This is a genomic window from Brachybacterium vulturis (assembly GCF_002407185.1).
Lineage (GTDB): Bacteria > Actinomycetota > Actinomycetes > Actinomycetales > Dermabacteraceae > Brachybacterium > Brachybacterium vulturis.
Genome location: NZ_CP023563.1, coordinates 3,584,868 through 3,608,920, shown reverse-complemented (window position 1 = coordinate 3,608,920; position 24,053 = coordinate 3,584,868). Strand labels below are relative to the sequence as shown.

At 72.2% G+C, this 24,053-nt stretch carries 20 protein-coding genes; 15 read left to right on the top strand and 5 right to left on the bottom strand.

Annotated features, from left to right (window positions below):
• The 5 genes from xdhC (at position 1) to CFK38_RS16210 (ending at position 5,921) form a co-directional block, all read left to right on the top strand.
• Complete coding sequence (gene xdhC / locus CFK38_RS16230) at positions 1-822, top strand: xanthine dehydrogenase accessory protein XdhC (RefSeq protein WP_096804003.1); 822 nt, start codon at positions 1-3, stop codon at positions 820-822.
• A 103-nt stretch (positions 823-925) separates the two neighbouring features.
• Positions 926-2,272, top strand: a complete 1,347-nt coding sequence (gene guaD / locus CFK38_RS16225; protein ID WP_096804002.1) for a guanine deaminase — start codon at positions 926-928, stop codon at positions 2,270-2,272.
• Positions 2,269-3,711: an NCS2 family permease gene (locus CFK38_RS16220; protein WP_096804001.1), complete on the top strand. Its 1,443-nt coding sequence runs from the start codon at positions 2,269-2,271 to the stop codon at positions 3,709-3,711. The genes guaD and CFK38_RS16220 overlap by 4 nt, the downstream gene beginning before the upstream one ends.
• A 59-nt stretch (positions 3,712-3,770) precedes the next feature.
• Positions 3,771-5,009, top strand: a complete 1,239-nt coding sequence (locus CFK38_RS16215; protein ID WP_157773518.1) for an endonuclease/exonuclease/phosphatase family protein — start codon at positions 3,771-3,773, stop codon at positions 5,007-5,009.
• A gap of 45 nt (positions 5,010-5,054) precedes the next feature.
• Positions 5,055-5,921, top strand: a complete 867-nt coding sequence (locus tag CFK38_RS16210; protein ID WP_096804000.1) for a sulfurtransferase — start codon at positions 5,055-5,057, stop codon at positions 5,919-5,921.
• A gap of 3 nt (positions 5,922-5,924) precedes the next feature.
• On the opposite strand, the gene CFK38_RS16205 is transcribed toward CFK38_RS16210, so the two are convergent.
• Positions 5,925-7,718 carry an alpha/beta hydrolase gene (locus CFK38_RS16205; RefSeq protein WP_157773517.1) on the bottom strand — a complete coding sequence of 598 codons (1,794 nt, stop codon included), beginning with the start codon at positions 7,716-7,718 and terminating at the stop codon, positions 5,925-5,927.
• Between the two features lie 133 nt (positions 7,719-7,851).
• Here CFK38_RS16205 and CFK38_RS16200 point away from each other — a divergent pair, with 133 nt between their 5' ends.
• Positions 7,852-8,793 carry an NAD(P)-dependent oxidoreductase gene (locus CFK38_RS16200; RefSeq protein WP_096803999.1) on the top strand — a complete coding sequence of 314 codons (942 nt, stop codon included), beginning with the start codon at positions 7,852-7,854 and terminating at the stop codon, positions 8,791-8,793.
• A gap of 10 nt (positions 8,794-8,803) precedes the next feature.
• On the opposite strand, the gene mtnN is transcribed toward CFK38_RS16200, so the two are convergent.
• On the bottom strand, positions 8,804-9,592 hold the full coding sequence (gene mtnN / locus CFK38_RS16195) for a 5'-methylthioadenosine/S-adenosylhomocysteine nucleosidase (protein ID WP_096803998.1): 789 nt from the start codon (positions 9,590-9,592) through the stop codon (positions 8,804-8,806).
• A 117-nt stretch (positions 9,593-9,709) separates the two neighbouring features.
• Between mtnN and CFK38_RS16190 the strand changes: the two genes are divergently transcribed.
• On the top strand, positions 9,710-10,612 hold the full coding sequence (locus CFK38_RS16190; RefSeq protein ID WP_096803997.1) for an alpha/beta hydrolase fold domain-containing protein: 903 nt from the start codon (positions 9,710-9,712) through the stop codon (positions 10,610-10,612).
• 3 nt (positions 10,613-10,615) lie between these two features.
• On the opposite strand, the gene CFK38_RS16185 is transcribed toward CFK38_RS16190, so the two are convergent.
• Both CFK38_RS16185 and argS read right to left on the bottom strand, forming a co-directional pair.
• Positions 10,616-11,323: a lysoplasmalogenase family protein gene (locus CFK38_RS16185; protein ID WP_096803996.1), complete on the bottom strand. Its 708-nt coding sequence runs from the start codon at positions 11,321-11,323 to the stop codon at positions 10,616-10,618.
• 173 nt (positions 11,324-11,496) lie between these two features.
• The gene (gene argS, locus CFK38_RS16180) at positions 11,497-13,272 is read right to left on the bottom strand and encodes an arginine--tRNA ligase (RefSeq protein WP_096803995.1); all 1,776 of its coding nucleotides are present in this window, start codon (positions 13,270-13,272) and stop codon (positions 11,497-11,499) included.
• A gap of 187 nt (positions 13,273-13,459) precedes the next feature.
• On the opposite strand from argS, the gene CFK38_RS16175 reads away from it, so the two are divergent.
• The 8 genes from CFK38_RS16175 (at position 13,460) to CFK38_RS16140 (ending at position 22,898) form a co-directional block, all read left to right on the top strand.
• A complete protein-coding gene (locus tag CFK38_RS16175; RefSeq protein WP_096803994.1) occupies positions 13,460-13,879 on the top strand; it encodes a YccF domain-containing protein in 420 nt (139 codons plus the stop codon).
• 3 nt (positions 13,880-13,882) lie between these two features.
• The gene (locus CFK38_RS16170) at positions 13,883-14,398 is read left to right on the top strand and encodes a flavin reductase family protein (protein ID WP_096803993.1); all 516 of its coding nucleotides are present in this window, start codon (positions 13,883-13,885) and stop codon (positions 14,396-14,398) included.
• Positions 14,399-14,468: 70 nt separating this feature from the next.
• Positions 14,469-15,419: an alpha/beta hydrolase gene (locus tag CFK38_RS16165; protein ID WP_096803992.1), complete on the top strand. Its 951-nt coding sequence runs from the start codon at positions 14,469-14,471 to the stop codon at positions 15,417-15,419.
• On the top strand, positions 15,416-16,894 hold the full coding sequence (locus CFK38_RS16160) for an alcohol acetyltransferase (RefSeq protein WP_096803991.1): 1,479 nt from the start codon (positions 15,416-15,418) through the stop codon (positions 16,892-16,894). Before CFK38_RS16165 ends, CFK38_RS16160 begins: the two co-directional genes overlap by 4 nt.
• On the top strand, positions 16,891-17,571 hold the full coding sequence (locus CFK38_RS16155) for a DUF6320 domain-containing protein (protein ID WP_096803990.1): 681 nt from the start codon (positions 16,891-16,893) through the stop codon (positions 17,569-17,571). The genes CFK38_RS16160 and CFK38_RS16155 overlap by 4 nt, the downstream gene beginning before the upstream one ends.
• Before the next feature lie 145 nt (positions 17,572-17,716).
• Positions 17,717-19,501: a DUF7937 domain-containing protein gene (locus CFK38_RS16150; protein ID WP_096803989.1), complete on the top strand. Its 1,785-nt coding sequence runs from the start codon at positions 17,717-17,719 to the stop codon at positions 19,499-19,501.
• 95 nt (positions 19,502-19,596) lie between these two features.
• Positions 19,597-20,898, top strand: a complete 1,302-nt coding sequence (locus tag CFK38_RS16145) for a uracil-xanthine permease family protein (protein WP_096803988.1) — start codon at positions 19,597-19,599, stop codon at positions 20,896-20,898.
• 104 nt (positions 20,899-21,002) lie between these two features.
• Positions 21,003-22,898 carry a BCCT family transporter gene (locus CFK38_RS16140; RefSeq protein ID WP_096803987.1) on the top strand — a complete coding sequence of 632 codons (1,896 nt, stop codon included), beginning with the start codon at positions 21,003-21,005 and terminating at the stop codon, positions 22,896-22,898.
• A gap of 29 nt (positions 22,899-22,927) precedes the next feature.
• On the opposite strand, the gene CFK38_RS16135 is transcribed toward CFK38_RS16140, so the two are convergent.
• Positions 22,928-23,956 (bottom strand): ornithine cyclodeaminase, encoded by a 1,029-nt coding sequence (locus CFK38_RS16135; protein WP_096804421.1) that lies wholly within the window; start codon positions 23,954-23,956, stop codon positions 22,928-22,930.
• Between the last annotated feature and the right edge of the window lie 97 nt (positions 23,957-24,053).

Here is a 24,053-nt window from a genome sequence, read left to right as displayed (position 1 = left end):
ATGGACTGGCTCAGCGCCCTCACCGCCCTGCGAGCGGAGGGAAGACCCGCAGTGCTGGTCACCGTCACCCGCACCCGCGGCCACGCCCCCCGCGACGCCGGGGCGAAGATGCTGGTCACCGAGCAGGACTCCGTGGACACCATCGGCGGCGGCAATCTGGAGGCGACCGTGATCGAGCGGGCCCGCGAGATGCTCCGCCACGGTGACCGCCGGCCGGAGCTGATGGAGATGAAGCTCAACCCCCACGCCCCCGCGCGCCACGGCCGCCAGTGCTGCGGGGGAGAGGCCGAGGTGCTGCTGGAGCCGCAGCTGGTGGCGCCGTGTGTCGCGATCTTCGGCATCGGCCATGTGGGCTTCGAGCTCGCCCACCTGCTGCGGCGGCATCGGGTCGCGCTGCATCTGGTGGACAGCCGCGCCGACCAGGTCGCCGCCGACCGGCTCGGCGCTCTCCCCGACGGGCCGGCGCGGGTGCAGGGCCACCACGCCCCCGCCCCGGAGACCGTGCTGCGCGACCTGCCGGTGGGCGCGCACGTGCTGATCATGACCCATGACCACGCCGAGGACCTGGTGCTGTGCGAGGCCGCGCTGCAACGGGGCGGCGAGCTCGGCTCCGTCGGCGTCATCGGCTCGGACGCCAAATGGTCCCGCTTCCGCGTCCAGCTGCGCGAGGCCGGGCACGAGGAAGCGGCGATCGACCGCATCGACTGCCCGCTCGGACTGGCCGGGGTCGGCGGGAAGGAGCCTGCCGTGATCGCACTCAGCGCCGCCGCCGCGCTCATGGCGAGCCTCCAGCACGCCGAGGAGGCGGCCCCCGCGGGCTGACCCGCGCCCACCCAGAACCCAGCGCCGGACCGCCCTCGCGGCCCTGCGCCCATGAACCGTACCCATTCGGCGGCCCCGCCCGCCGGAACGGACAGGAGAGACCGTGACCATCTACCTCGCCACCGTGCTGGACACCCCCGGCGATCTCGGGGAGGACGACGGCCTGCGGGTCGGCACCGACCTCGCCCTGGTCGTCCGCGACGGCGTCATCGTGGCCCGCACCGACATCGATTCCGCCCGACGAGCCCACCCCGCCGACGCCCTCGTGGACCTGCGCGACGGCATCCTGCTGCCGGGCTTCGTCGATGCCCACGTCCACTTCCCGCAGGTCCGCGTGATCGGTGGTCTGGGCCGGCCCCTGCTGGACTGGCTGGCCGAGCGCGCGCTGCCCGAGGAGGCCCGCCTGGCGGACGTCGAGTACGCCCGCGGCGTCGCCGCCGATTTCCTGTCCGGACTCACCCAGGCCGGCACCACCACCGCACTGGTGTTCGGCTCGCACTTCCCCCGCGCCGTCGACGCCCTGTTCGAGCAGGCCGAGCAGAGCGGCCATCGGATCACCACCGGACTGGTGCTCAGCGACCGCCTGCTGCGCGAGGACCTGCTGCAGACCCCCGCGGCCGCTCTCGAGGCCAGTGGCGAGCTGGCCCGGCGCTGGCACGGCCGGGGCCGGCTGCGCTACGCGATCACCCCGCGCTTCTCCCTGTCCACCACCGACGAGATGCTGGCCGCGGCCGGATCCCTGCTGGCCGGGGACGAGCCGGGCACTCCCGGGGACCTGTGGCTGACCAGCCACCTCAACGAGAACGAGGAGGAGATCGCCCAGGTGCGAGAGCTCTTCCCCGCCGCGCGCGGATACCTCGACACCTACGCGCGCCACGGCCTGGTCACCGAGCGCTCCGTGTTCGCCCACAACGTCCATCCCGAGCCCGAGGAGCTCGCCGTGCTCGCCGCGGCCGGCGCCGCGGTGGCCCACTGCCCCAGCTCGAACGGCGCCCTGGGCAGCGGGATGTTCCCGCTGCAGGAGCACCTCGACGCCGGGGTCCGGATCGCCCTGGGCACCGACGTCGGCGCCGGCACCGGGTTCAGCCTGCTCAAGGAGGGCCTGCAGGCCTACCTGGTCCAGCAGCTGCGCGGCCGGGACGGGGTGACCCTGACGGCGGCGGACCTGCTGCACCTGGCGACCCGCTCCGGTGCCCTCGCCCTCGGACTCGCCGACCAGGTCGGTGACCTGTCCGTGGGCAAGCAGTTCGACGCCGTGCGCATCCGGCCGCCGCAGGGGAGCACCCTCGACGTCGCCCTGCGTCACGCCGAGACCGCGAGCGATGCGCTCGCCACCCTCTTCGCCCAGGGCACCCCCGCCGATATCCATGAGGTGTGGTTGGCCGGGCAGGAGATCACGCACGAGCCGTCGATGACGACGGCTCCCGCCGATGAGGAGAACGCAGCATGAGCACCGACAGCAGAGCCGGCACCGACGCCGGCCACGAGGGCACCACGGCCGCACCGACCCCGCCCCCCGCAGGCGGCCTCAAGGGACGGATCGACCGCTACTTCGGGATCACCGGCTCCGGATCGAGCTTCGCGCGCGAGGGCCGAGCCGGGGTGGTCACGTTCCTGACCATGAGCTATATCCTGTTCGTCAACCCGATCGTGCTGGGTGCGGCGATCACGGACGTGCCCGATGTGGGCGTGCAGCTGCTGATGGTCACGGCGATCGCCTCCTGCGTGGGCTGCCTGCTGATGGGCCTGATCGCCCGCTATCCCTTCGCCCTGGCGCCCAGCATGGGGTTGAACGCCTTCTTCTCCTACACCGTGGTGCTGGGGATGGGGGTGGAGTGGCGCACCGCCCTGGGTGCCGTGTTCATCTCCGGCATCCTGTTCGTGGTCCTCAGCGTGATCGGACTGCGCAAGGCGATCGTCATGTCGATCCCGCACGGTCTGAAGCTCGCCATCATGGCCGGCATCGGCTGCTTCCTGGCCCTGCTCGGGTTCCGCAGCGGGGGGCTCGTGGTCACCGACGAGGCGACCCTGGTGACGCTGGGCGACCTCACCTCGCCCGTGGCCTGGGTGGCGATGTTCGGCCTGCTGGCCACCGCGGTGCTGCTGCAGCTGAAGGTCAAGGGCGCTCTCCTGTGGGGCCTCGGCGCGACCTCCCTGTTCGCCGTGATCACCCGGGCGAAGGTCTACGGCGGCGGGCCCGACGGCGCCCTGCAGGCGTTCCCCGGCTTCACGGACGGGCTGGTCGCCCTGCCGGTGTGGCCCGGTGACCTGGTGGGCGAGCTGGACATCGCCGGCGCCTTCGGCATCGGCCTGTTCTCCGTCGTGTTCACCTTCTTCTTCGTCGACTTCTTCGACGCCACCGGCACCATGACCGGCCTCGCCCAGAAGGCGGGCTACCTCGAGGAGGGCCAGGACATGCCGCGCGGCAGGCGCACCTTCTCCATGGACGGCATCGCCACGATGTTCGGCGCTCTCATGGGCACCTCCACCACCGGCGCCTACGTGGAGAGCGCCTCCGGCATCCAGGACGGCGGTCGCACCGGTGCGACGGTCACCGTCACCGGGATGCTCTTCCTCGGCGCCCTGTTCTTCTGGCCCCTCGCCTCCGTGATCCCCGGCGCCGCCACCGCCCCGGTGCTGATCCTGGTGGGCGCCATGATGATGGACGGCATCCGCGGCATCGACTGGCACGAGATCTGCGAGGGGGTCCCGTCCTTCCTGGCCATCCTGGTGATGCCGCTGACCTTCTCGATCGCCAACGGTGTCAGCGCGGGGATCATCAGCTACTGCGCGATCAAGGTCTTCACCGGCCGCGGCAGGGAGATCAGCCCCATCCTCTACATCGTCGCGGCGCTGCTGGTGGCCCGCTACATCATCGTGGACGTCTAGCCGTGCCCGCCGTCCACACCGCGTTGTCGCACGTGCTGGAGAACGTGCACAATGGGTGCATGACTCCTCGTGTGACCCGCCGTCGAGCGCTCGCCGCGGCCGCTGCCGCCGGGCTCGGCCTGCCCGCCGCGGCCGAGGCCGCACCGCAGCCCTCCCGCCCTCGGGGACGCTTCGTGAACCTGCGGGTCGCCACCTTCAACGCCTCGCTGAACCGCGCGGCCGAGGGGCAGCTGCTCGAGGACCTCGCCGCCGACCCGGACTCCGGGACGGGGGAGGATGCGCAGATCCGGGCCGTCGCGGAGATCATCCAGATCAACAATCCCGACATCCTGCTGCTCAACGAGTTCGATCACGACGAGGACGGCACCGGGGTCGATCTCTTCCGGAAGAACTACCTCGAGGTCTCCCAGAACGGGAAGAGCCCGGTCAGGTACCGGTACTCCTTCACCGCGCCGGTCAACACCGGGGTGCCCAGCGGCCACGACCTGAATCGCGACGGCACCGTCGGCGGCCCGGACGACGCCTGGGGCTTCGGCGAGTTCCCGGGCCAGTACGGGATGGTGATCCTCTCGAGGTACCCGATCCTCACCGAGCAGGTGCGCACCTTCCAGAAGCTGCGCTGGGCGGACATGCCCAGCAACCTGCTGCCCACCGAGTACTACGGCCCTCAGATCGCGAGCGAGCTGCGGCTGAGCTCGAAGTCCCATTGGGACGTGCCGGTGCGGGTCGGCTCGGGCACCGTGCACGTGCTCGCCTCGCACCCCACCCCGCCCAGCTTCGACGGCCCCGAGAAGCGCAACCAGCGCCGCAACCACGACGAGATCCGGCTGTGGGCCGACTATCTCAGCCCCGGGCAGCGCTCGCGCTGGATCGTGGACGATGCCGGCACCCGCGGGGGGCTCGCCCCCAGCGAGCAGTTCGTGATCCTCGGCGACCTGAACTCCGATCCCCACGACGGCGACTCCTGGCCCGGCGCGATCGACCAGCTGCTGACGCATCCCTGGATCCAGGACCCGGAACCCCGCAGCGAGGGCGCCGTCGAAGCCTCCGAGGTGCAGGGCGGGGCGAACCTCCAGCACACCGGCGATCCCCGCTTCGACACCGCGGACTTCACCGATGATCCCGCGCCGGGAAACCTGCGGGTGGACTACGTGCTGCCCTCCCGGCCGCTCCAGGTGGTCTTCTCCGCGGTGTACTGGCCGCACACGGACGCTCCCGGCAGCGAGCTGACCGGCGCCCACCCGTTCCCCGCCTCGGACCATCGCCTGGTGCGCGTGGACCTCCAGGTCAAGGACTGAGCCTGCGGCGGGCATAGGGTCCCGCCGCGGGCATAGGCTTCGGGCATGACCGCTACCGACCGTCCGTCCCCGGCTCCGCTGCCCCCGCTCCTCGACGTCGCCGCCCTGCACGCCCTCCTCGAGGGGGCCGACGGCACCCGTCCGGTCCAGCTGCTGGACGTGCGCTGGGCGCTGGACGGCTCGAAGGGGCACGGCACCTACCTCGCGGGGCATCTGCCGGGGGCCGTGTACATCGACCTCGACACCGAGCTCGCCGCACCTGCCCGCCCCGAGGCCGGCCGCCACCCCCTGCCCGAGCCCGAGGCCTTCGCGATCACGCTGCGCCGGGCCGGGATCGCCGAGGACTCCCTCGTCGTCGCCTACGACGACAGCAACGGCGCCCCCGCCGGGCGCCTGGTGTGGATGCTGCGCGCGCTGGGGCACGACGCCGCGGTGCTCAGCGGCGGACTGGCCGCCTGGGACGGCGAGCTGGAGACCACGGACGTGCGCCCCCGGCCCGGGGACGTCACCGCGCGCGCCTGGCCCGCGTCTCGCATCGCGACGGCGGACGAGGTCGCCGCCGGTGGCGCGCTGGTCGTCGACGCCCGCGCCCCCGAGCGCTATCGCGGTGAGGTGGAGCCGATCGACCCCCGCGCCGGGCACGTCCCGGGAGCGGTGAACCTGCCCTTCGCCGGGAACCTCGACGAGGACGGCCGCTTCCTGGCTCCCGAGGAGCTGCGCCGTCGGTTCACGGCCGCCGGAGCGCGCGAGGACCGCGAGACGATCGTGTACTGCGGCTCCGGAGTCACCGCCACCCACGACCTGCTGGCGCTGGAGAGCGCGGGCTTCACCCGGATACGGCTGTTCCCGGGCTCGTGGTCCCAGTGGAGCGCGGAGGCGGCGCGCCCCGTCGCCGTCGGTCCGAACCCCTGAGGCTCAGCCCTGCGGGTGGATCGCCCGGATCGCCCGGACGATGGCGCGGTGCTGCGCGGCCTGGGCGCGCTGCTCGCCCTCGTCCGCGTCCTGCCCCAGCACCGCGGCCCAGATCGGGACCATCTCCTCGTGGTACGAGTGGCCGTGCCCGCCGGTGACGGCGATGGACAGCGGCATATCGGCCGCGATCTGCCAGAAGGTGATCCAGGGGAACCAGCGCATCGCCGGGGTGACGTCGTGGCCGACCCGCTCCTGCAGCCAGGCCGGCTCCCGCCACAGCAGGGGCAGGTCCATCCAGACCACCGGGTCCGAGGCGTGCTGGGCATAGACCACTCGCGGATGCTGCCACTGCTCGTAGAGCCCGCCCCAGTAGTTGCGATGCAGGTCCCGCGGCCGGGTGACCACGCGGATGTGACGGCCGGCGTCGATGATCGGCGCCACCGCAGGGGACCCGGGCCGAGAGCGAGCCGTCAGCTGCTGCCACAGCGGCGTGAAGCTGGGGGTGCCGGTCCACACCGCACCGTCGACCGTGGAGAGCATCTCGGGCACGTCGCGGAAGGCGGCCTGGCCCCCGAAGGAGCCCAGTGATTCCCCGGCCACGTACAGGGCGGGCCGACGGTCCGCGGGGAGCCGGGCCATTCGCCGCCGGACCGCCTCGAGCAGCAGCCGACCCGCCCGCTCGGGGGAGCGCCGGTCGATGATGTAGGCCAGGCCGCTGGGGTAGAACGAGTACTGGATCGATGCGGTCGCACAGTCCCCGGCGGTGAGGAACTCGATCGCGGACAGCGACCACTCCTGCAACCAGCCGGTGCCGGTCCCGGTGAACAGCACCAGCACCTCGCGGTCCCAGGCCGCGGTGCGGTCCAGCTCCGCCACCACCGCGGCCACGGTGTCCTCGAGCGTGCGGGTCCCGGACGTCGCGGCGTAGACGCGGATCGGCTCGAGCGCCTCGCGCCCGATCGTCTCGGAGATCAGCAGCCGGTCCGCCCCACCGGAGACGATCCTGCGGCCGGGGGCACCGAGGGACTGCCAGGTCTCCAGCGACTGCGGTCCGCCCGAGCGCACCGAGGAGGTGGGCTGCGGGACATCCGGGGAGATCAGCCGGTTCGTGGCATCCGCCCGCTCGATCAGGGTCTCCAGCATCCGGCCCCGGAGCAGTCGGTCGGCGAGCACGGCGACGGTCGCGACGGTCAGCAGCAGGGACACCACCGTCACCAGGCGGCGGGGGAGATAGGGCCGCAGCAGCGCCCGGTACAGACGGGTGGTCTCGATCGTCGAGCGGGCCAGGCCCAGCGCGAGCAGGGAGGCGCCGAGCCCGGCCGCGGTGCCCACCACGTGGGTGGCGAGGTTCTTGGGCTCCTCGTGCACCAGGTGGCTGATCTCCCGCTGACGCAGGGCGCCGCGCACCCAGGAGTAGGCCGAGATGCCCACCAGCGCACCGGCCCCGGCCCAGCGCGCTCGGCGGCGATGATCGGGAGCGATCCGGACCTGCAGGCCGATCTCCCGGCCCAGGCGCCGCACCACGCGGCCCGCGAGCACCCCGCTGGCGTACCCGTACACCTCGGACAGCCCGATGTTCACCGCCCACATCCACCAGGTGCGGGGCAGCAGGCTCGGGGACGTCGAGATCCAGGCCGCCGCCGAGGCACCGAGGAAACCGGCGGTGTCCAGCGGAGCGACGATCGCGGAGCGCCGGGCTCGTCGGCCGCTGCCGCGGGTCACGGCGCGCACCGCGGCGGCGGCCCCCCGCAGCCAGCTCGTCGGGCCGGAGGGAGAGGGGGCGGAGCCTGAACGCATGCGGGCAGGCTATCGGACCCGTCCCGCAGGTCGACAGAGGATACCGGCGCGCGCCGGGGGAGGTCCGAGCGGCGGGAGCACGCCCGGGACGTGCATGTCCTCCGCCCCCTCGCCTTCTCCGTACCCTGGGGGCATGAAGATCCTGCTGCCCGACACCGTTCCGCTGAATCCCGTGCTGCCGAAGGGATGGGAGGCGGTGACGATCGACGCCCGCGCCGAGATCCCCGCCGAGCACCACGATGCCGCGGTGCTGGTGGTGTGGGGAGCGTCCCGCCGCCACCTGGTCTCCGCCGCCGAGCACCTGGACTCCCTGCAGCTGGTGCAGTCGCTGGCCGCCGGGATCGACGGCATCCTCGCCGCCGGGTTCGATCCGGACGTGGTGGTCGCCGCCGGCGCCGGACTGCACTCGCTGACCGTGAGCGAGCACTCCCTCGCCCTGCTGCTGAGCCTGCTGCGCCGGCTGCCCGAGAGCCGCGAGGCGCAGCAGCGCCACGAGTGGTCCACCGAGCTGGGCGGACTGCAGCCGCTGCATCCCGCGGGCCGGCTCACCACCCTGATCGGGGCCCGGGTGCTGATCTGGGGCTTCGGCCAGATCGGGCAGACCCTCGCCCCGACCCTGCAGGCGCTCGGTGCCGAGGTGCGCGGTGCGGCCCGCAGCGCGGGCACCCGCGCCGGCTTCGAGGTCATCGCCGAGCGGGAGGTGCCGGCCGCGCTGCCCGAGGTCGACGTGCTGATCAACATCCTGCCCGCGACGGAGCAGACCGCGGGCGCGGTGGGCCGGGAGGTGCTGGCCGCGCTGCCGGACCACGCGCTCCTGCTCAACGTCGGCCGGGGGACGACCGTGGACCAGGTGGCGCTGCGGGAGGCCCTCGAGGCGGGCACGCTCGGCGGTGCCGGGATCGACGTCACCGATCCGGAGCCGCTCCCGCAGGACGACCCGCTGTGGGACGCGCCGCGCCTGCTGCTCACCCCGCATGCGGCGGGAGGCCGCCCCGTCGGGGCGGACGAGCGGATCACCGCGAACCTCCGAGCGCTCGTCGACGGTCAGGAGATCCTGCACGTGGCGACGCGCTGAGAGGCGCGGGTCAGCGGAGCAGCCCCGCGGCCAGCTGCTGGACGGCGCGGGCCGAGATCTCTGCGACCACGTCCAGCTCGAGATGGAACTGCTGCCCGGCCGCCGGGCCGCACAGGTCCGAGACCGCGCGCACGGCGACGAAGGGGACCCCGAGCGCCTCGGCGGTGCGGGCGCTCGCGGTGGTCTCCATGTCCGCGCTCAGCGCGGTGGGGAACCGCTCCCGCATCGGGGCGGCGATCTGGGCGGTGACGAAGGCATCGCCGGAGAGCATCAGTCCGCGGCGCACGCCCCGGCCCTCATCCTGCCCGTCGGCCCGCAGCGCCGCCTGCTCGGCGGCGTCCACCCAGCGGGGCACCGCCTCGAAGCGCACGGGCCCGCCGGGCACCTGGCCGGGGGCGTAGCCGAAGGCGGTCGCGTCGGCGATCGAGTAGGTGAAGGTCTCGCCGACGATCAGCGTGCCCACCTCGACGTCGGCCGCGAGCCCACCGCAGGACCCGGCGGCGAGGACCAGCCCGGGCGCCGTGGCGAGGATCCCCCAGGTCGCCGCCGCGGCGGCGGCGGCGATGCCGATGCCGGTGGTGAGAACCACCGTGTCCAGGCCCGCCAGGAGCCCGCGGCGGGCGGCGACACCGGTGCCGAAGGGGGGCTGCAGATCCTCGGCACCCACCAGCCGCGCGAGCAGCGGAGCCGCCTCCTCGGGCATCGCGACGAGGACCAGCAGGGGGCCCGTCAGCGGCGCGGGCTCGGCAGCGGGCTCAGCAGCGACGGAGGCGGAGGGGGGCGTGGCGGAGGCGGGCATGGTCGCAGGGTACCGGGACCATCGCTGACGTCCTGGACGTCACACCCAGCGGTGTTCGTTAGGCTGGTCGCATCCGCCAGCGAGGCGGCCCGCAGGGGTCGTGGACAGGAGGCAGTGATGGGCCGGATCCGAGACGCCGTGGTGACGGGGGCGCGCGCCGTGCGGCGCATCCCGATCCCTTCGACAGTGACCCATCAGGCGCTGCGGGAGGCCCGCAGCCCCTTGCCTCCCGGGCACGTGCTGAAGACGCACGCGATCGAGCACGAGATGATCGGCCGCACCCGCACCGTCTGGCTCGACGAGCACCGGTCCGAGAACGGTCTCATCGTCTTCCTCCACGGCGGCGCCTACGTCTCCGGCCCGTTCTCCAGCGACTGGGCATGGCTCTCCCGTCAGGTCGATGCGCTGGGCTGCGCCGGGCTGATGATCGACTACCGCAACGCCCCCGACCACCAGCACCCGGTGGGTCGGGACGACGTCGAGGCGGCGCTCGGAGCGCTCGCGGCCGACGGTCGCCTCGACGGTCGGCCCTGGGCGCTGGCCGGTCAGCACTCCGGCGGCGGTCTGGCCTTCGTCATCGCCCGCCGGCTGCGCGAGCAGGGCGACATCCCCGCCCCGTCGGCGCTGATCGCCATGTCGCCCTGGCTCGACCTCGAGCTCTCCAACGCGGGGATCACCGAGACCGATCAGGCCGATCCGGTCCACGAACGGCGCCTGCTGCGTGATGCGGCCCGTCGCTACGCCGGCCGCACGCCGCTGGAGGACCCCGATCTCTCCCCGCTCAACGCGAGCCTGGAGGGCCTGCCGCCCGTCCACCTCAGCGTGGGGATGCGGGACCTGTTCCTCTCCGAGGTGCGGGTGGCGAAGCTGCAGCTCGAGGAGAACGATGCGGATCTGCACTACCGCGAGATCAGCGGCCGGCTCGGCCTGCAGCTGATCCCCCGCAGGGGCGAGGACATCGAACGACTCCACCGGGAGCAGGCGGAGCTGCTGACCAGCGCGCTCGGGACGACGGCCTGAGCCTCAGCTCTCGACGATCACCAGCGCGGCGCCGGGCGCGCAGGCGGTCCAGCGGCGGCGCGGCATCAGGCGGATCATCCCGGCGATGAGCAGGGCGTGGCCGACGGTGTAGGTGAGCATCACCAGTTCGGTGCTGAAGGCGATCGACGCGCCGGGCAGGAACCAGTCCATCGCCAGCAGCGAGCTGGACAGCAGGAACAGCGTCCCGCCGGACCACGTCAGGCCGTTCCCGCCGGCGGAGAGGAAGGCCATCACCGCCAATGCCACCGCATAGGCGGCGACCACGACGAGCAGCGGACCGGCACCGTCCGCGCAGGCCACGAACAGCCCGATCACCACGGCGCCGTAGGGGATGGCGAGCGCGATGCGCATCGCATCACGGGTGCGGGCCCACAGCGGAGCCAGCGCGGCCGCGTAGAAGATCAGCGCGCCCAGGAAGCCGGCCGCGGTCACCAGCTGGGCGGACTGCGGCAGCAGCTGCCCGAGGCTGTCGCCCGCCCAGGCGCACAGCAGACCGCCGATCAGCAGCGTGGTGGTGCGTGAGCGGTGCGGGGCCGCGGTCAGCAGCACCGCCAGCAGCAGCGGGGCGAACAGCGGCTGCGAGAGACGCCGGGCCATCTCGGCGTCCGCCATCACGGCTCCGATGTTCACCATCGCCGCGAGGGCATACGCCGCCCAGAGCGCGACGTGGACGGAGCGGATCGGTGGCACTGCTCAAGAGTAGGAAGCGCCCCCGGCCCGGACCAGGCCGATGACCACCGATGACGGGCACGGTTGGGTAACGTCGAGGCACGTTTCGGTCACGGAGGGTGACGACTGTGCGGAATCACCGGTGAACTGTCCGTTTCGTGCAGTTCGCCCGGTGCTCTGCGCCGCCCGCGCTGTCACATCTGCTGCGGAGCGTGCACCCCGAGCGCGTCGAGCCCCTCGACCAGGACCCGCTCGGTGAGCTCTGCGAGGGCCAGCCTGCCGGCCTGCACCTCCGCGTCGGCGTCCTGGAGGATCGGGGAGGCCTCGTAGAACGAGGTGAAGGCCTGGGCGAGCGAGAACAGGTAGGCGCACAGCCGATGCGGCTCGTACTCGGCACCCACGCTCACCAGCGTCGGCCCGAACTCCAGCAGCGCCAGCGCCAGCGCGCGCTCGGCGTCGTTGTCCACCCGCGGTGCCGCAGCGGCGGTGAGGCCGCGGGCCGCGGCCTTCCGGCTGATCGAGCGGATCCGCGCCACCGCGTACTGCAGATAGGGGGCGGTGTTCCCCGTCAGCGCCAGCATCCGGTCGAGGTCGAAGGTGTAGTCCGAGTCGTGGGCGGTGGAGAGGTCGGCGTACTTCACGCCGCCGATGCCGATGTCGTGCGCGATCTGCTCCCGCTCGGCCTCCGGCAGGTCGGGGCGCAGTTCGTCGATGACGGTGCGGGCGGTGCCCACGGCCTCCTCCAGCAGCGCCATCAGCCGCAGCGAGGAGCCGGAGCGGGTGCGCAGGATCTTGCCGTCCTCGCCGAGGACCGAACCGATCTTCACATGCTCGGCCTCGACCTGGGCGGGCAGCCAGCCGGCCTCCCGTGCGGCGGTGAACACCATCTGGAAGTGCAGGCCCTGCGCCGCCCCGACCACGTACCCGATGCGGTCCGCGCCCAGGGTGCCCACCCGGTGGCGGACCGCGGCGAGATCCGTGGTGGCGTAGCCGTAGCCGCCGTCGGACTTGCGGATGATCAGCGGCAGCGGCTGCTCGTCGCGGCCGGTGAAACCCTCCGGGAACACGCACAGCGCCCCGTCGGAGATCCGTGCGATGCCGGCGGTCTCGAGGTCGTCGCAGACGGCCTCGAGCAGGTCGTTGTAGGTGGACTCCCCGGCCAGGTGCTCATCGGTGAGGGTCACGTCGAGCATGTCGTAGATGCGGTGGAAGTACTGCTTGGACAGGTCCACCAGGTGCGTCCAGATCCGCAGCGAGGCGGCGTCGCCGGACTGCAGCGTCGCCACGCGCCGGCGGGCGCGGGAGGCGAAGTCCTCGCCCTCGAGAGCGGAGCCGGCGACCCCCGCCGACTCGGCGGCATCGAACTTCGCCCGCGCCGCCTGGTAGAAGGCGTTCGGGTCGGTGCGCACCAGATCCGCCTCGGCGCTGTCCTCGCCCACCTCCAGCAGGTGCTCGATGAGCATGCCGAAGGGTGTGCCCCAGTCACCGATGTGGTTCTGGCGGACCACGGTGTGGCCGAGCTTCTCCAGGGTGCGCACGATGGAATCGCCCACCACGGTGGTGCGCAGGTGGCCGACGTGCATCTCCTTGGCGACGTTCGGCGCCGAGTAGTCGATCACCACGGTCTGCGCCCGCTCGGGGGCCGGCACGCCCAGGGCGGCCGAGGGGTCCACCAGCTCGGCGGTCTGTGCCGCGATCCAGTCCGTGCGCAGGCGGATGTTCAGGAAGCCGGGACCGGCGATCTCCGGGGCCTCGGCGATATCCGCGAGATCCACCGCCTCGACGATCTCCGCGGCGATGTCACGGGGTGCGCGTCCCAGGCGCTTGGCCAGGCCCATCGCGGCGTTGCACTGGAAGTCCGCGAACTGCGAGGGGCGGATGATCGGGTCCGCCTCGGCGTACTCGGGTCCGAAGGCGGCGACGAAGGCGGTCTGGAAGCGCTGGGTCAGCGCGATCTCGGGAGCAGGCATGGCCCCAGGGTAATCGCGACGCGCGGTCGGTTCCCGTCCGGGCCCGCCCGGACGCAGCGAGTGCGACCGACGGCACGTGAACTGCGGAAGCAGGCGTGCGGCAGGTCGCAGTCGGGGCGGCGAACCACCGCGCACGACGGGGGACATCCCCCTCCCCGGACCCGGGCATCCTGCTTAGGCTGGAGCCATGCGCTCCCTGCTCTCGCTGATCCTGAACCTCATCTGGCTGCTCACGGCCGGCTGGGCCCTCTTCCTGGGCTATCTGCTGGCCGGCGTGATCGCCTGCCTCCTCATCGTCACGATCCCCTTCGGCATCGCCTCCTTCCGGATCGCCGGCTTCGTGATCTGGCCCTTCGGCCGCGAGGTGGTGGACACCGGCCGCGGCGGCGCGGGCAGCGCGCTGGGCAACGTGATCTGGTTCGTGATCGCCGGCTGGTGGCTGGCGCTGGGCCATGTGGGCACCGCCCTCGCCCAGGCGATCACCATCATCGGCATCCCGCTGGCCTGGGCGAACCTCAAGCTGATCCCGGTGACCTGCTTCCCCTTCGGGAAGGAGGTCATGGACTCGGACTCGGCCCGGTCCCGGATGCTCCCGACGGTCCGCTGATCCGTGGCCCCGCCCGATCCGACCGCCGCCCTCGACCCCGTCGACCAGGACGAGTACCGCCGTCTCAGCGATCTGCTGGCGGTGGGCATGGCCGTGGCCAGCACCCGGCAGGGGCCCCATGACCTCCTCGTCACCGTCGACTCCTACCTCGACCTCTCCTACGACCCGCCCACCATGCTCATCGCCCTGTACGGGATGTCCCGCGCGGCGGAGGCGGTGGAGGAGGCCGGGCACTTCTGCCTCACCCTGCTCACCGCCGAGCAGCAGGCGCTCGCCGACCGCTTCGGCACCCCGGGAGCACCCCTGCAGGGGATGCTCAGCGGCCTGGAGGTGACCCGCACCGGGGACGGGGACGCGATCCTGGCCGGCGGGCTCGCCCATTTCGCGATCCGGGTCGAGCAGGCGGTGGACGCCGCCACCCATCGGCTGCTCATCGGCCCGGTGGTTCAGATGGCTGAGGGGCCAGGCGGCGCGGAGCCCGCCGTGCGCTTCGCCGGGGAGAAGCGCACCCTGCGCTGACCGCGGGCCCAGGGGCGGCGACTATCCTCAGCAGCATGCTCCCGCTCCTCACCGTCGCGGACCGGCAGCGGTGAACCCGCTGCTGCGCCTGGCGCTGCGCCTGGTCTCCGCCGCCCGCTTCGACGTGCGGGAGGACTATGCCAGGGTGCGCCGGATGCAGCGGCAGCTGGCCGCGCTGCCGACCGCCCGCTACCGGATGCCCACCTGGGACACCTTCTCGGACAGCGGGGACGGCAGGCGCGTGCCGGTGCGGGTGTTCACCCCGCGCGTGCAGCGGCGCGAGGAGCTGCTGCTGTTCTTCCACGGCGGCGGCTGGGTCACCGGCGACATCGAGAGCTACACCCCGGCCTGCGCCACCATGGCGGACCTCACCGGCTGCCGGGTGGCGTCGGTCGACTACCGGCTCGCCCCCGAGCATCCCTTCCCGGCCGGGCTCGAGGACTGCTACGGCACGGCGCGCCGGCTGCTCGAGGACCCGCGCCGTGCCGGCCTCACCGCGGCGGACCAGATCGTGCTGGTGGGCGACTCGGCCGGGGGCAACCTGGCCGCGGTCGTCTCCCTGCTGCTGCGCGAGCAGGGGCATCGCGTGCCCCGTCGGCAGATCCTGCTCTACCCCGTCACCCATTGGGACCATGACCCCGCGACCTCGCCCTTCGAGTCGGTGCGCCGCCACGGCGAGGACTTCCGGCTGACCAGCACCGAGATGCGCGACTACTTCGAGCTGTACGTCCCGGATCCGGAGCTGCGCCGCAGCCGTCTGGTCTCCCCGCTGATGGCCCCCGACCTCACCGGGCAGCCCGACACCCTGATGATCACCGCCGAGCTCGATCTGCTGTGCGACGAGGGGGAGGCCTACGCGCAGGCGCTGGCCGGGGCCGGGAACCGGGTGCAGCTGCGCCGCGTCGAGAATGCGCTGCACGGCTTCATCGCCCTGCCCCGCTTCGCCCGTCCGCTGAAGGACGCCTATGAGGTGATCGACGCCTTCCTCGACGGCGACCCGCCCGGGAGCGCCGTCTCGTGAAGCGTCGCCACTGGGTGCGTCTGGACAACGCCTCGAACATCTTCCCCGCCGCGCGCAGCGACGTGGACCCCAAGGTGTTCCGGCTCGGGGCCGAGCTCGACCACGAGGTCGACCCGGGGCTGCTGCAGGAGGCTCTCGAGGAGTCCTTCGAGCGCTTCCCGCTCTACCATGCGGTGCTGCGCCGCGGCGTGTTCTGGTACTACCTCCAGGACAGCGACCTGCAGCCGGAGGTGAGGGCCGAGGCCGAGCAGGTCTGCGCCCCGCTCTACCAGGCGGATCGGCGCACCCTGCTGTTCCGGGTGGTCCACCATCGGCGGCGCGTCTCGCTCGAGGTGTTCCACGCCCTCTCCGACGGCACCGGGGCGCTGTGGTTCCTCACCGACCTGCTGAGCGCCTACACCCGTCGGCGCTTCCCCGGCGAGGCCCCGGCCGGCGGCGGCGACGCCGAGCAGGTCCGTCCGGGAGCGAGCGAGCGACCCGACCCGCCACCGGCCCGGATCGGCACCCATCCCGGCGCGCAGGCCGCGGAGGAGGTGCACGAGCTGACCCAGGACTCCTTCGCCCACTACTTCCGGGGGCGGCGCCGACGCCGCGAGCCCTCCTCGCACGAGCAGGACTTCACGCGGGAGGCCGCCCCGGCGGTGCTCACCGTCGAGGAGGCCGAGGATCCCGAGGACGCGTGGCCCGAGGAGGGTGACCAGGACTCGCGGTCCTCACGCCCGCCTCGGCGACGGATCCATCGGGTGCGCGGCACCCGCACCCCCGACAACCGCACTCATGCCCTCGAGCTGAGCATGCCGGCCGCGCCCGTGCTGGCGCTGGCGAAGGCCGAGGGCGTGGCGCCGACCATGTTCCTCACCGCCCTGTTCTTCGAGGCGATCCGCCGCACCGACGAGAGCGCGCATGCCGGCGCCACCATGGCGGCCTCGGTGCCGGTGAACCTGCGACAGTTCTTCCCCTCGACCTCCGCGCGGAACTTCTTCGCGACCATCCGGGTCGAGCACACCTTCGGCCAGGGCGACGACGCGCCCGGGGCGGTCGCCCGACGCCTGCAGGAGGCGTTCAGCGCCGAGGCGACCCCCGAGGCGCTCGAGCGGCGGCTGCATCGCCTGATCCGGGTGGAGCGCTGGCCGCTGGCCCGGATCGTGCCCCGACCGGTCAAGGACCTCCTGCTGAGCCTGATCAACCAGGCGAACAACCGTTCGCTCACGGTCGCGATCTCCAACCTGGGCCGGGTCACGCTGCCCGCCCCGGCCCAGGCGCACGTGGGACGGATGCAGTTCCACGTCTCCGCGGTGCGCCCCCAGTTCTGCGCGATCACCCACGACGGGCAGCTCACCCTCGGCTTCACCTCCCCGTTCGTGGAGACCGCCCATGTGCGGGAGTACGCACGGCTGCTCACCGGCGCCGGGGTCGAGGTCTCCCTCGCCGCCGCCCGGACCACCGAGGAGGAGCTCGCGGGGGTGGACCCATGAGGACCTGCACCGACTGCGACCTCCGGGTCGAGGGCGACTGGGAGCGCTGCCCCCTGTGCGGCAGCGTCCTGCACGGCGCGGAGCCGGGCGGGCAGCCGGAGCCGAGCCCGTACCCCGCGGTGCCGCTGCGCTTCTCCCGCCGCCGGGTGCTGCGTGTGCTGACGCTCACCTCCCTGGGCGTGATCGCGCTGTCCTTCCTCGCGCAGCTGCTGTTCCGCCACGACGCGGAGAGCCTCGGGGCGCTGCGCACCGTGTGGCTGGGGGTGGTGGCGACCTGGCTGGTGGTGCTGATGGCGGTGAGCAAACGCCGGAACCTCGCGAAGTTCATCGTCTACCTGGTGCTGGCCGCGGGCGGTATGAGCGTGTACTGGGACTACCTCACGCAGTGGTCCGCCTGGTCGCTGACCTACATGGTGCCGATCCTCTGCGCCGCCTCGATCGTCGGCCTGCTGATCACGGTGCGGCTGATCCGGATGGAGCTGGCCGACTACGTCGTCTACAGCGGGTTGACGGTGCTGCTGGGACTGACCCCGATCGTGTTCCTGTCCCTGGGATGGGTGGGGGTGGCGCTGCCCTCGGTGATCTGCGGCGCCCTCAGCCTCGCCGTGGTGGTGCTGCTGCTGACGCTGCGCGGCGGCGCGGTGCGCCACGAGCTCGCCACGCGCCTGCACCTGTAGCCCGGGACCGGTGCATCCGCTCGTCGGTCCCCGGCGCGCCGACGGTTCCAGCGGACGCCACGTCCCTAAGATGCAAGAGGCACGTCCGCACGCGAGAGGCGGACCCGAGCGGCCCGTGAGCGCCCACCAGCAGGAGAGAAGGTCGATGGACAGGGAGCGGCACGAGGACGACCCCCAGGGCGCCGATTGGATCTTCGCCGCCGACGATCCTCACGATCTGCCCACCGATCGCCTGCCGGACCGGGCCGAGTTCGATCGCTACGCCACTCCGCTGCTCGCCCGGCGCGGTGCGGACCCGGCGCTGCCCCCGGGGGAGAACGAGACCGTCGACCTCAGCGGCCTGGATCTCGAGGCCCCCGCTGCCGAACCCGCCGCCGCGACCGGTGCGATCCCGATGCTCGGCCCCGACGGCGACCCCGTCCTCGCCACCGAGCGCGAGGATGCCGAAGAGCGCGAGGCCGAGGGCGGCCCCGTCGACGACGAGGCGCTGGTCGCGCCGCTCGCCCGGCCGGGAGCGGTCTCCTACGCCCGCTCCGGCACCACCCCGAACCGGGAGGACGGGGACGAGATCCCGTGGAACGGGTTCGTGCTCCCCGACCGCTTCCAGGAGCTCGGCGTCTTCGACACGCTGCGTGATGTGGCCGCCCTGATCTGCCTGGCCGCCGCCCTGACCACCACCTTCACCCTCGCCCTCAGCCCGCTGCTGGAGCTGCTGGGGAAGATCGCGATCGGCTGGGCGCTGCTCGCCCTGCTGCTCGTGCACGTGCTGCGCTGGGCCCCCCGGACGCCGGCGCTGCCCGCGGTGCGCGGGCTGCGGATCATCGGCATGCTGCCCGCCCTGGCCACCGCCGTCACCGTGGTCGTCGCCGACCTCGTGCTCTCGCTGCCCGAGCTGTTCGCGTCCCTGCCCGAGGGCCCGCCCCTGGGGATCGGGATCGGCGTCTCCCTGCTCCTGCTGGGGTCGATCCTCGGCATCGAGCCGCGCGCGCACGAGGGCTATGTCCCGCAGGCCCCGGCGCGTCGGGCGGCTCGCTCGCTGCTCATCGGGGTGGGGATCGCCGCCGCCGTGGCTCTGCTGATCGCCCTGGTGATGATCGTGGGCCGGATCTTCACGACCGGCTGGCCGTACTCCCTGATCGCGTTCGCGAACACCGTGATCTCCGCCCTGCTGCTGGGGATCGTGCTGGTCTCCGCGCTGCGCCGGGAACGCTCCTGGTACGTGCTGTCCACGGCGGTGGTGGCCGCCCTGGTGATCGCCGCACTCGCCGACAACACCCTCGAGCTCCAGTTCGCAGCACCTCTGAGCTTCGCCTCCGGCTTCGTCTACCTGCCGTTCCTGGTGGCGGCCTTCGGCCTGATGATCTCCCGCTCCTTCGTGCGCAGCATGCCGGTGTCCTTCCGCCGCACCGACTGGCTGGTCTACTGCGTGCGGGCCTTCGAGTTCAGCGCGCTCATGCACGCCGCAGCGGTGCTGTGGCACCTGCTGGCCGCGATCGCCGCCCTCGGCGGGCGGGCGCCCGGCAGTCCCGTCCTCCATCTCATCGATGCCGTGGTCTGCGTCTGCTTCGTGGTCGTCTCCCTGTTCGGCCGCACCTCGCTGCTGTCCCGCCCGGCCGTGAGCGCCCGGGCCAGCGGCGTGGTCGCCGGACTGATCCTGGTGGTCGTCGGTTTCCTCGACGTGATCGTGAACTCGCTGGCGATGGCCGCCGGAGCGGGACTGGTCACCGGGGGGACGGCCCTGGCGATCGGGCTCGCCGTGGCGCTGATGCTCACGGTGCCCGCCCCGGTGCGCGACGAGTTCGGCTCCCCGGACGTCACCCGGATGTTCGCCGATTTCCGTGCCCGGGACGGTGGCTCGCCCTCCCTGCTCGACCGCGTCCCCGACATCACCGCGGAGACCGCGCAGCGGAAGACCTTCCCCGGCCGCTGAGGTCCGGCCGCCGCTGACCCGCGGTGACCGCTGCCCCACGGCGACCGACCCCGCCCCCGGGCCGCCGCTCGCCGCTCCTCACCCCCTGGAGAACCATGTTCCGCTGGACCCTGCACGGCGACGGCCGCACCCTCGCCCCCGACGCCATCGTCCTGCCCGAGCAGCGACTGGCCTGGCCGCTGACCATCGGGATCGGTGCCCAGCACGTGGTCGCCATGTTCGGCGCCACCTTCCTGGTGCCGCTGCTGACCGGCTTCCCGCCCTCGACCACCCTGCTGTTCTCGGGCATCGGCACCCTGCTGTTCCTGACCATCACCCGGAACAGGGTGCCCAGCTACCTGGGCTCCTCCTTCGCCTTCATCGCCCCCATCACCGCGTCCACCGCAGCGGAGTCGATGGGCGCCGCGCTCGGCGGCGTGATGATCACCGGCGTCCTGCTGGCGCTGCTGGGGCTGCTGGTCGCGAGGATCGGCACCCGGTGGATCGGCGCGCTGATGCCACCGGTGGTGATGGGCTCGATCGTGGCCCTGATCGGCTTCAACCTCGCCCCGACGGCGTACGAGAACTTCCAGCAGTCCGCGGTCACCGCGACCATCACCCTGTGCGCGGTGGTGCTGTGCACGGCCCTGTTCAAGGGGCTGCTGGGCCGGGTCTCGGTGCTGCTGGGCGTGCTCGTCGGCTATATCGCCGCGGTGCTGCGCGGCGAGGTCGACTTCACCGCGGTGGCCGCGGCCGCCTGGGTGGGGCTGCCCGAGTTCCACCACCCCGAGTTCCACCTCGGGCTGCTGCCCATGTTCCTGCCCGTGGTGGTGGTGCTGCTGGCCGAGAACGTCGGCCACGTGACCAGCGTGGGACTGATGACCGGCCGCAACCTCGACCACATGGTGGGGCGCACCCTGGCCTCCGACGGTCTGGCCACCGCGCTCTCGGCCGGCTTCGGCGGCTCGCCGACCACCACCTACGGCGAGAACATCGGCGTCATGAGCGCCACCCGCGTCTACTCCACCGCCGCGTACTGGGTGGCGGGAGCCGTCGCGATCGGGCTGTCGCTCTCCCCGAAGGTCGGCGCCGCCATCTTCACCATCCCGCCGGGTGTGCTGGGCGGGGTCACCTTCGTCCTCTACGGCCTGATCGGCATCGTCGGCGTGCGCATGTGGGTGGACGGCCGCGTCGACTTCTCCCGCCCCAAGAACCAGTTCACCGCCGGGGTCGCACTGGTGGTCGGCATCGCGGACGTCACCTGGACGTTCGAGGGCATCACCCTGACCGGGATCGCCCTGGGCACCGTCTCCGCCCTGGTGATCTACCACGCGATGAACCTGCTGGGACATGCCTCGGGCACGGAGGTGAAGGCCCCGGAGCCGACGGAGCTCAGCGCCTCGGACGCGGAGCACTGAGGCACGGACCACCCGTGCGGGTCATCCGTTTGTCTGACATCCTGGTGCATGTAGACACTGTGGGACGACTGAGAGTCTCATCGACATCCGGAAGGAATCCCACTATGAGTTCCCCAGGAACGACCGAGGAGCGCGAGGGCGCCGGGGAAGAATCGCTCCCGGCAGCCTGGCCGGCCCACCTGCCGAGGACCGTGCACCTGCCGCGCGATCAGCAGATCTCCGACTCCGACACCGATGAGCAGATCACCGAGAAGCTCCGCCGACAGGGCGCCCGCATCAGCAAGGGCACCATCGCGCCGGCGGTGTTCTGGCCCGCGCTGATCATCATCCTGGTCTTCGCCGTGCTGACGATCATCTTCCCGCAGGTGGCCAGCGACGCGATGGGGGGCACCCAGGACTGGATCACCGCGAACCTGGGATGGTTCTACATGCTCGCGATCGGCCTCTTCGTCGTCTTCGCGATCGGCGTGGCGCTGTCCCCCTGGGGCTCCATCCGGCTGGGACGCGACACGGACGAGCCCGAGTTCGGGCTGCTGTCCTGGTTCGCGATGCTGTTCTCCGCGGGCATGGGCGTCGGCCTCGTGTTCTACGGCGTCGCCGAGCCGCTGGGCTACACCACCGGCAATGCGAAGCCCGGCTGGACCGGCGAGGGCGTGGAGCTGTCCGGCAAGGCCATGGCGCAGACCTTCGTCCACTGGGGCCTGCATCCCTGGGCCGCCTACGCGGTCATCGGCCTGGCCCTGGCCTACGCGGTGCACCGCCGGGGCCGCCCGGTCTCGATCCGCTGGGCTCTCGAGCCGCTCTTCGGCGAGCGGGTCAAGGGCACCCTCGGCGACGTCATCGACGTCCTCGCCATCTTCGGCACCGTCTTCGGCATCGCGACCTCCCTGGGCCTGGGCGCGCAGCAGATCGGGGCCGGGCTCGAGGTCATCGGCCTGGTCGGCTCCGCCTCCAACACGACCCTGATGATCATCATCGTCGTGATCACCTTCCTGGCCACCTTCTCCGTGGTCTCCGGCGTGGGCGTCGGGATCAAGTGGCTCTCCAACGGCAACCTCACCCTGGCAGGCCTGCTGGCCCTCACCGCCCTGGTGTTCGGGCCCACCGTGTTCCTGATGCAGAACTTCGTGCAGTCCCTGGGCGTCTACCTCGCGGACGTGTTCCAGATGACGCTGGACGTCGGCGCCTTCACCCGCTCCGAGGACGCGCAGTCCTGGTTCGCGGGGAACACCCTGTTCTACTGGGGCTGGTGGATCGCCTGGGCGCCCTTCGTGGGCGTGTTCATCGCCCGCATCTCCAAGGGGCGCACCGTGCGCCAGTTCGTCTCCGGCGTGCTGCTGGTCCCCACCCTCGTGGGCATGCTCTGGTTCTCGATCTGGGGCGGCAACGGCCTGTACCGCCAGTGGTTCGGAGCCGGCGACCTGGGCGACATCACCGCTGAGGAGTCGATGTTCCGCATCTTCGAGGGCTTCCCGGCCACCGGGCTGCTCTCGGTGCTGGGGATCATCCTGGTCGCGATCTTCTTCATCACCTCCTCGGACTCCGGCTCCCTGGTGGTGGACATGCTCGCCTCCGGCGGCCACCCGAACCCGCCGATCTGGTCCCGCGTGCTGTGGGCCCTGCTCGAGGGTCTGCTGGCCGCGGCGCTGCTGCTCTCCGGGGGACTGACCTCCTTGCAGGCCGGCTCCCTGATCACAGCGCTGCCGTTCAGCATCATCCTGCTGCTGATGGCCGTCGCGCTGGTCAAGGCGCTGAGCCTGGACCGGGCGGTGCTCCAGGAGCATGAGCGCCTCCGGCGCCTGCGGACGGTGACCGCGTACGTCTCCGACGAGTTCGGCCACGATCACCCCTCGACCGAGGAGGTCACCGTTCTGGTCGACGACCGGATCGACTACCGTCTCACGCGCACCCGCGGTCTCTTCAGCCGCCAGCAGCGGGAGGACGCCCAGGGCACCGAGGAACCGGGAGACGGCGAGGACACCACTGTGCCCAGGTCCTGAGGCCGGGGGCCGCGGGGCGCCCGCGCGGTTCAGCCCTGTGGCGGCGGGGAGGCGAGCAGCGAGAACAGGTCCTTGGGGTCATCCGGATCGGCGATCACATCGATCCAGCTCAGCAGCTCGGAGTCCTGCGTCGCCTCCTGGGCGCAGCGCAGCGCGGAGAAGTCCGACAGGGCGAAGCCGACGGAGTCGAAGACGGTGACCTCCGCATCGTCGGTGCGGCCGGCGGCCTCCCCGGTGATCACCTCCCACAGCTCGGTGACCTCGAAATCCGCGGGCAGCTGCTGGATCTCGCCCTCGAGCCGGGTCTGCGGGGCGTACTCCACCACCACCCGGGCCGCCTCGAGGATCGCCGGGTCCAGCTCGGTCTTGCCCGGGCAGTCACCACCGATCGCGTTCAGGTGCACGCCGGGCCGCACCTGGTCGCGGCGCAGCACTGCGGCACGGGTCTTGTCGGCGGTGCAGGTGGTGATCACGTCGGCCCCGGCGATCGCGTCATCGACGGACTCCGCCAGGTGCACCGCGAAGCCCAGCGGCTCGAGGTTGCGCCGCACCTTCTCCATCGTCGTCTCGTCCACGTCGAACACCCGCAGCTGATCGATCCCCAGCACGGCCCGGAACGCGAGGGCCTGGAACTCCGCCTGCGATCCGGCGCCCAGCAGGGCGTGGACCCGGGCGCCGGAACGGGCGAGCTCCCGGGCCGCGAGCGCGGACAGCGCCGCGGTGCGCAGCGCGGTCAGCAGGGTCATCTCCGCGAAGAAGATCGGGTAGCCGTTGTCCATGTCGGCGAGCACGCCGAAGGCGGTGACCGTCTGCAGCCCGCGGGCCGGGTTCAGCGGATGGCCGTTGACGTACTTGAACGCATACAGCTCCCCGTCGGTGATCGGCATCAGCTCGACCACCCCGTACGGGGTGTGGCTGGCCAGGCGGGGGAGCTTCTCGAAGGAGTCCCAGCGGCGCAGATCCTCCTCGAGGACCCGGACCAGGGAGGTCAGGACGTTCTCCGTGCCATCGCGCTGGATCCAGCGGCTCATACCGGGCACGTCGAGCAGGTGGGGCATCGTCGTCATCTCCTGTCGGTGGGCGCGTCATCGCGCAGGGGTCGAGGAGTGCTGTGTCGTGAAGAGCTCTGACCTCCAGGATAGGCCGGAACCGCGC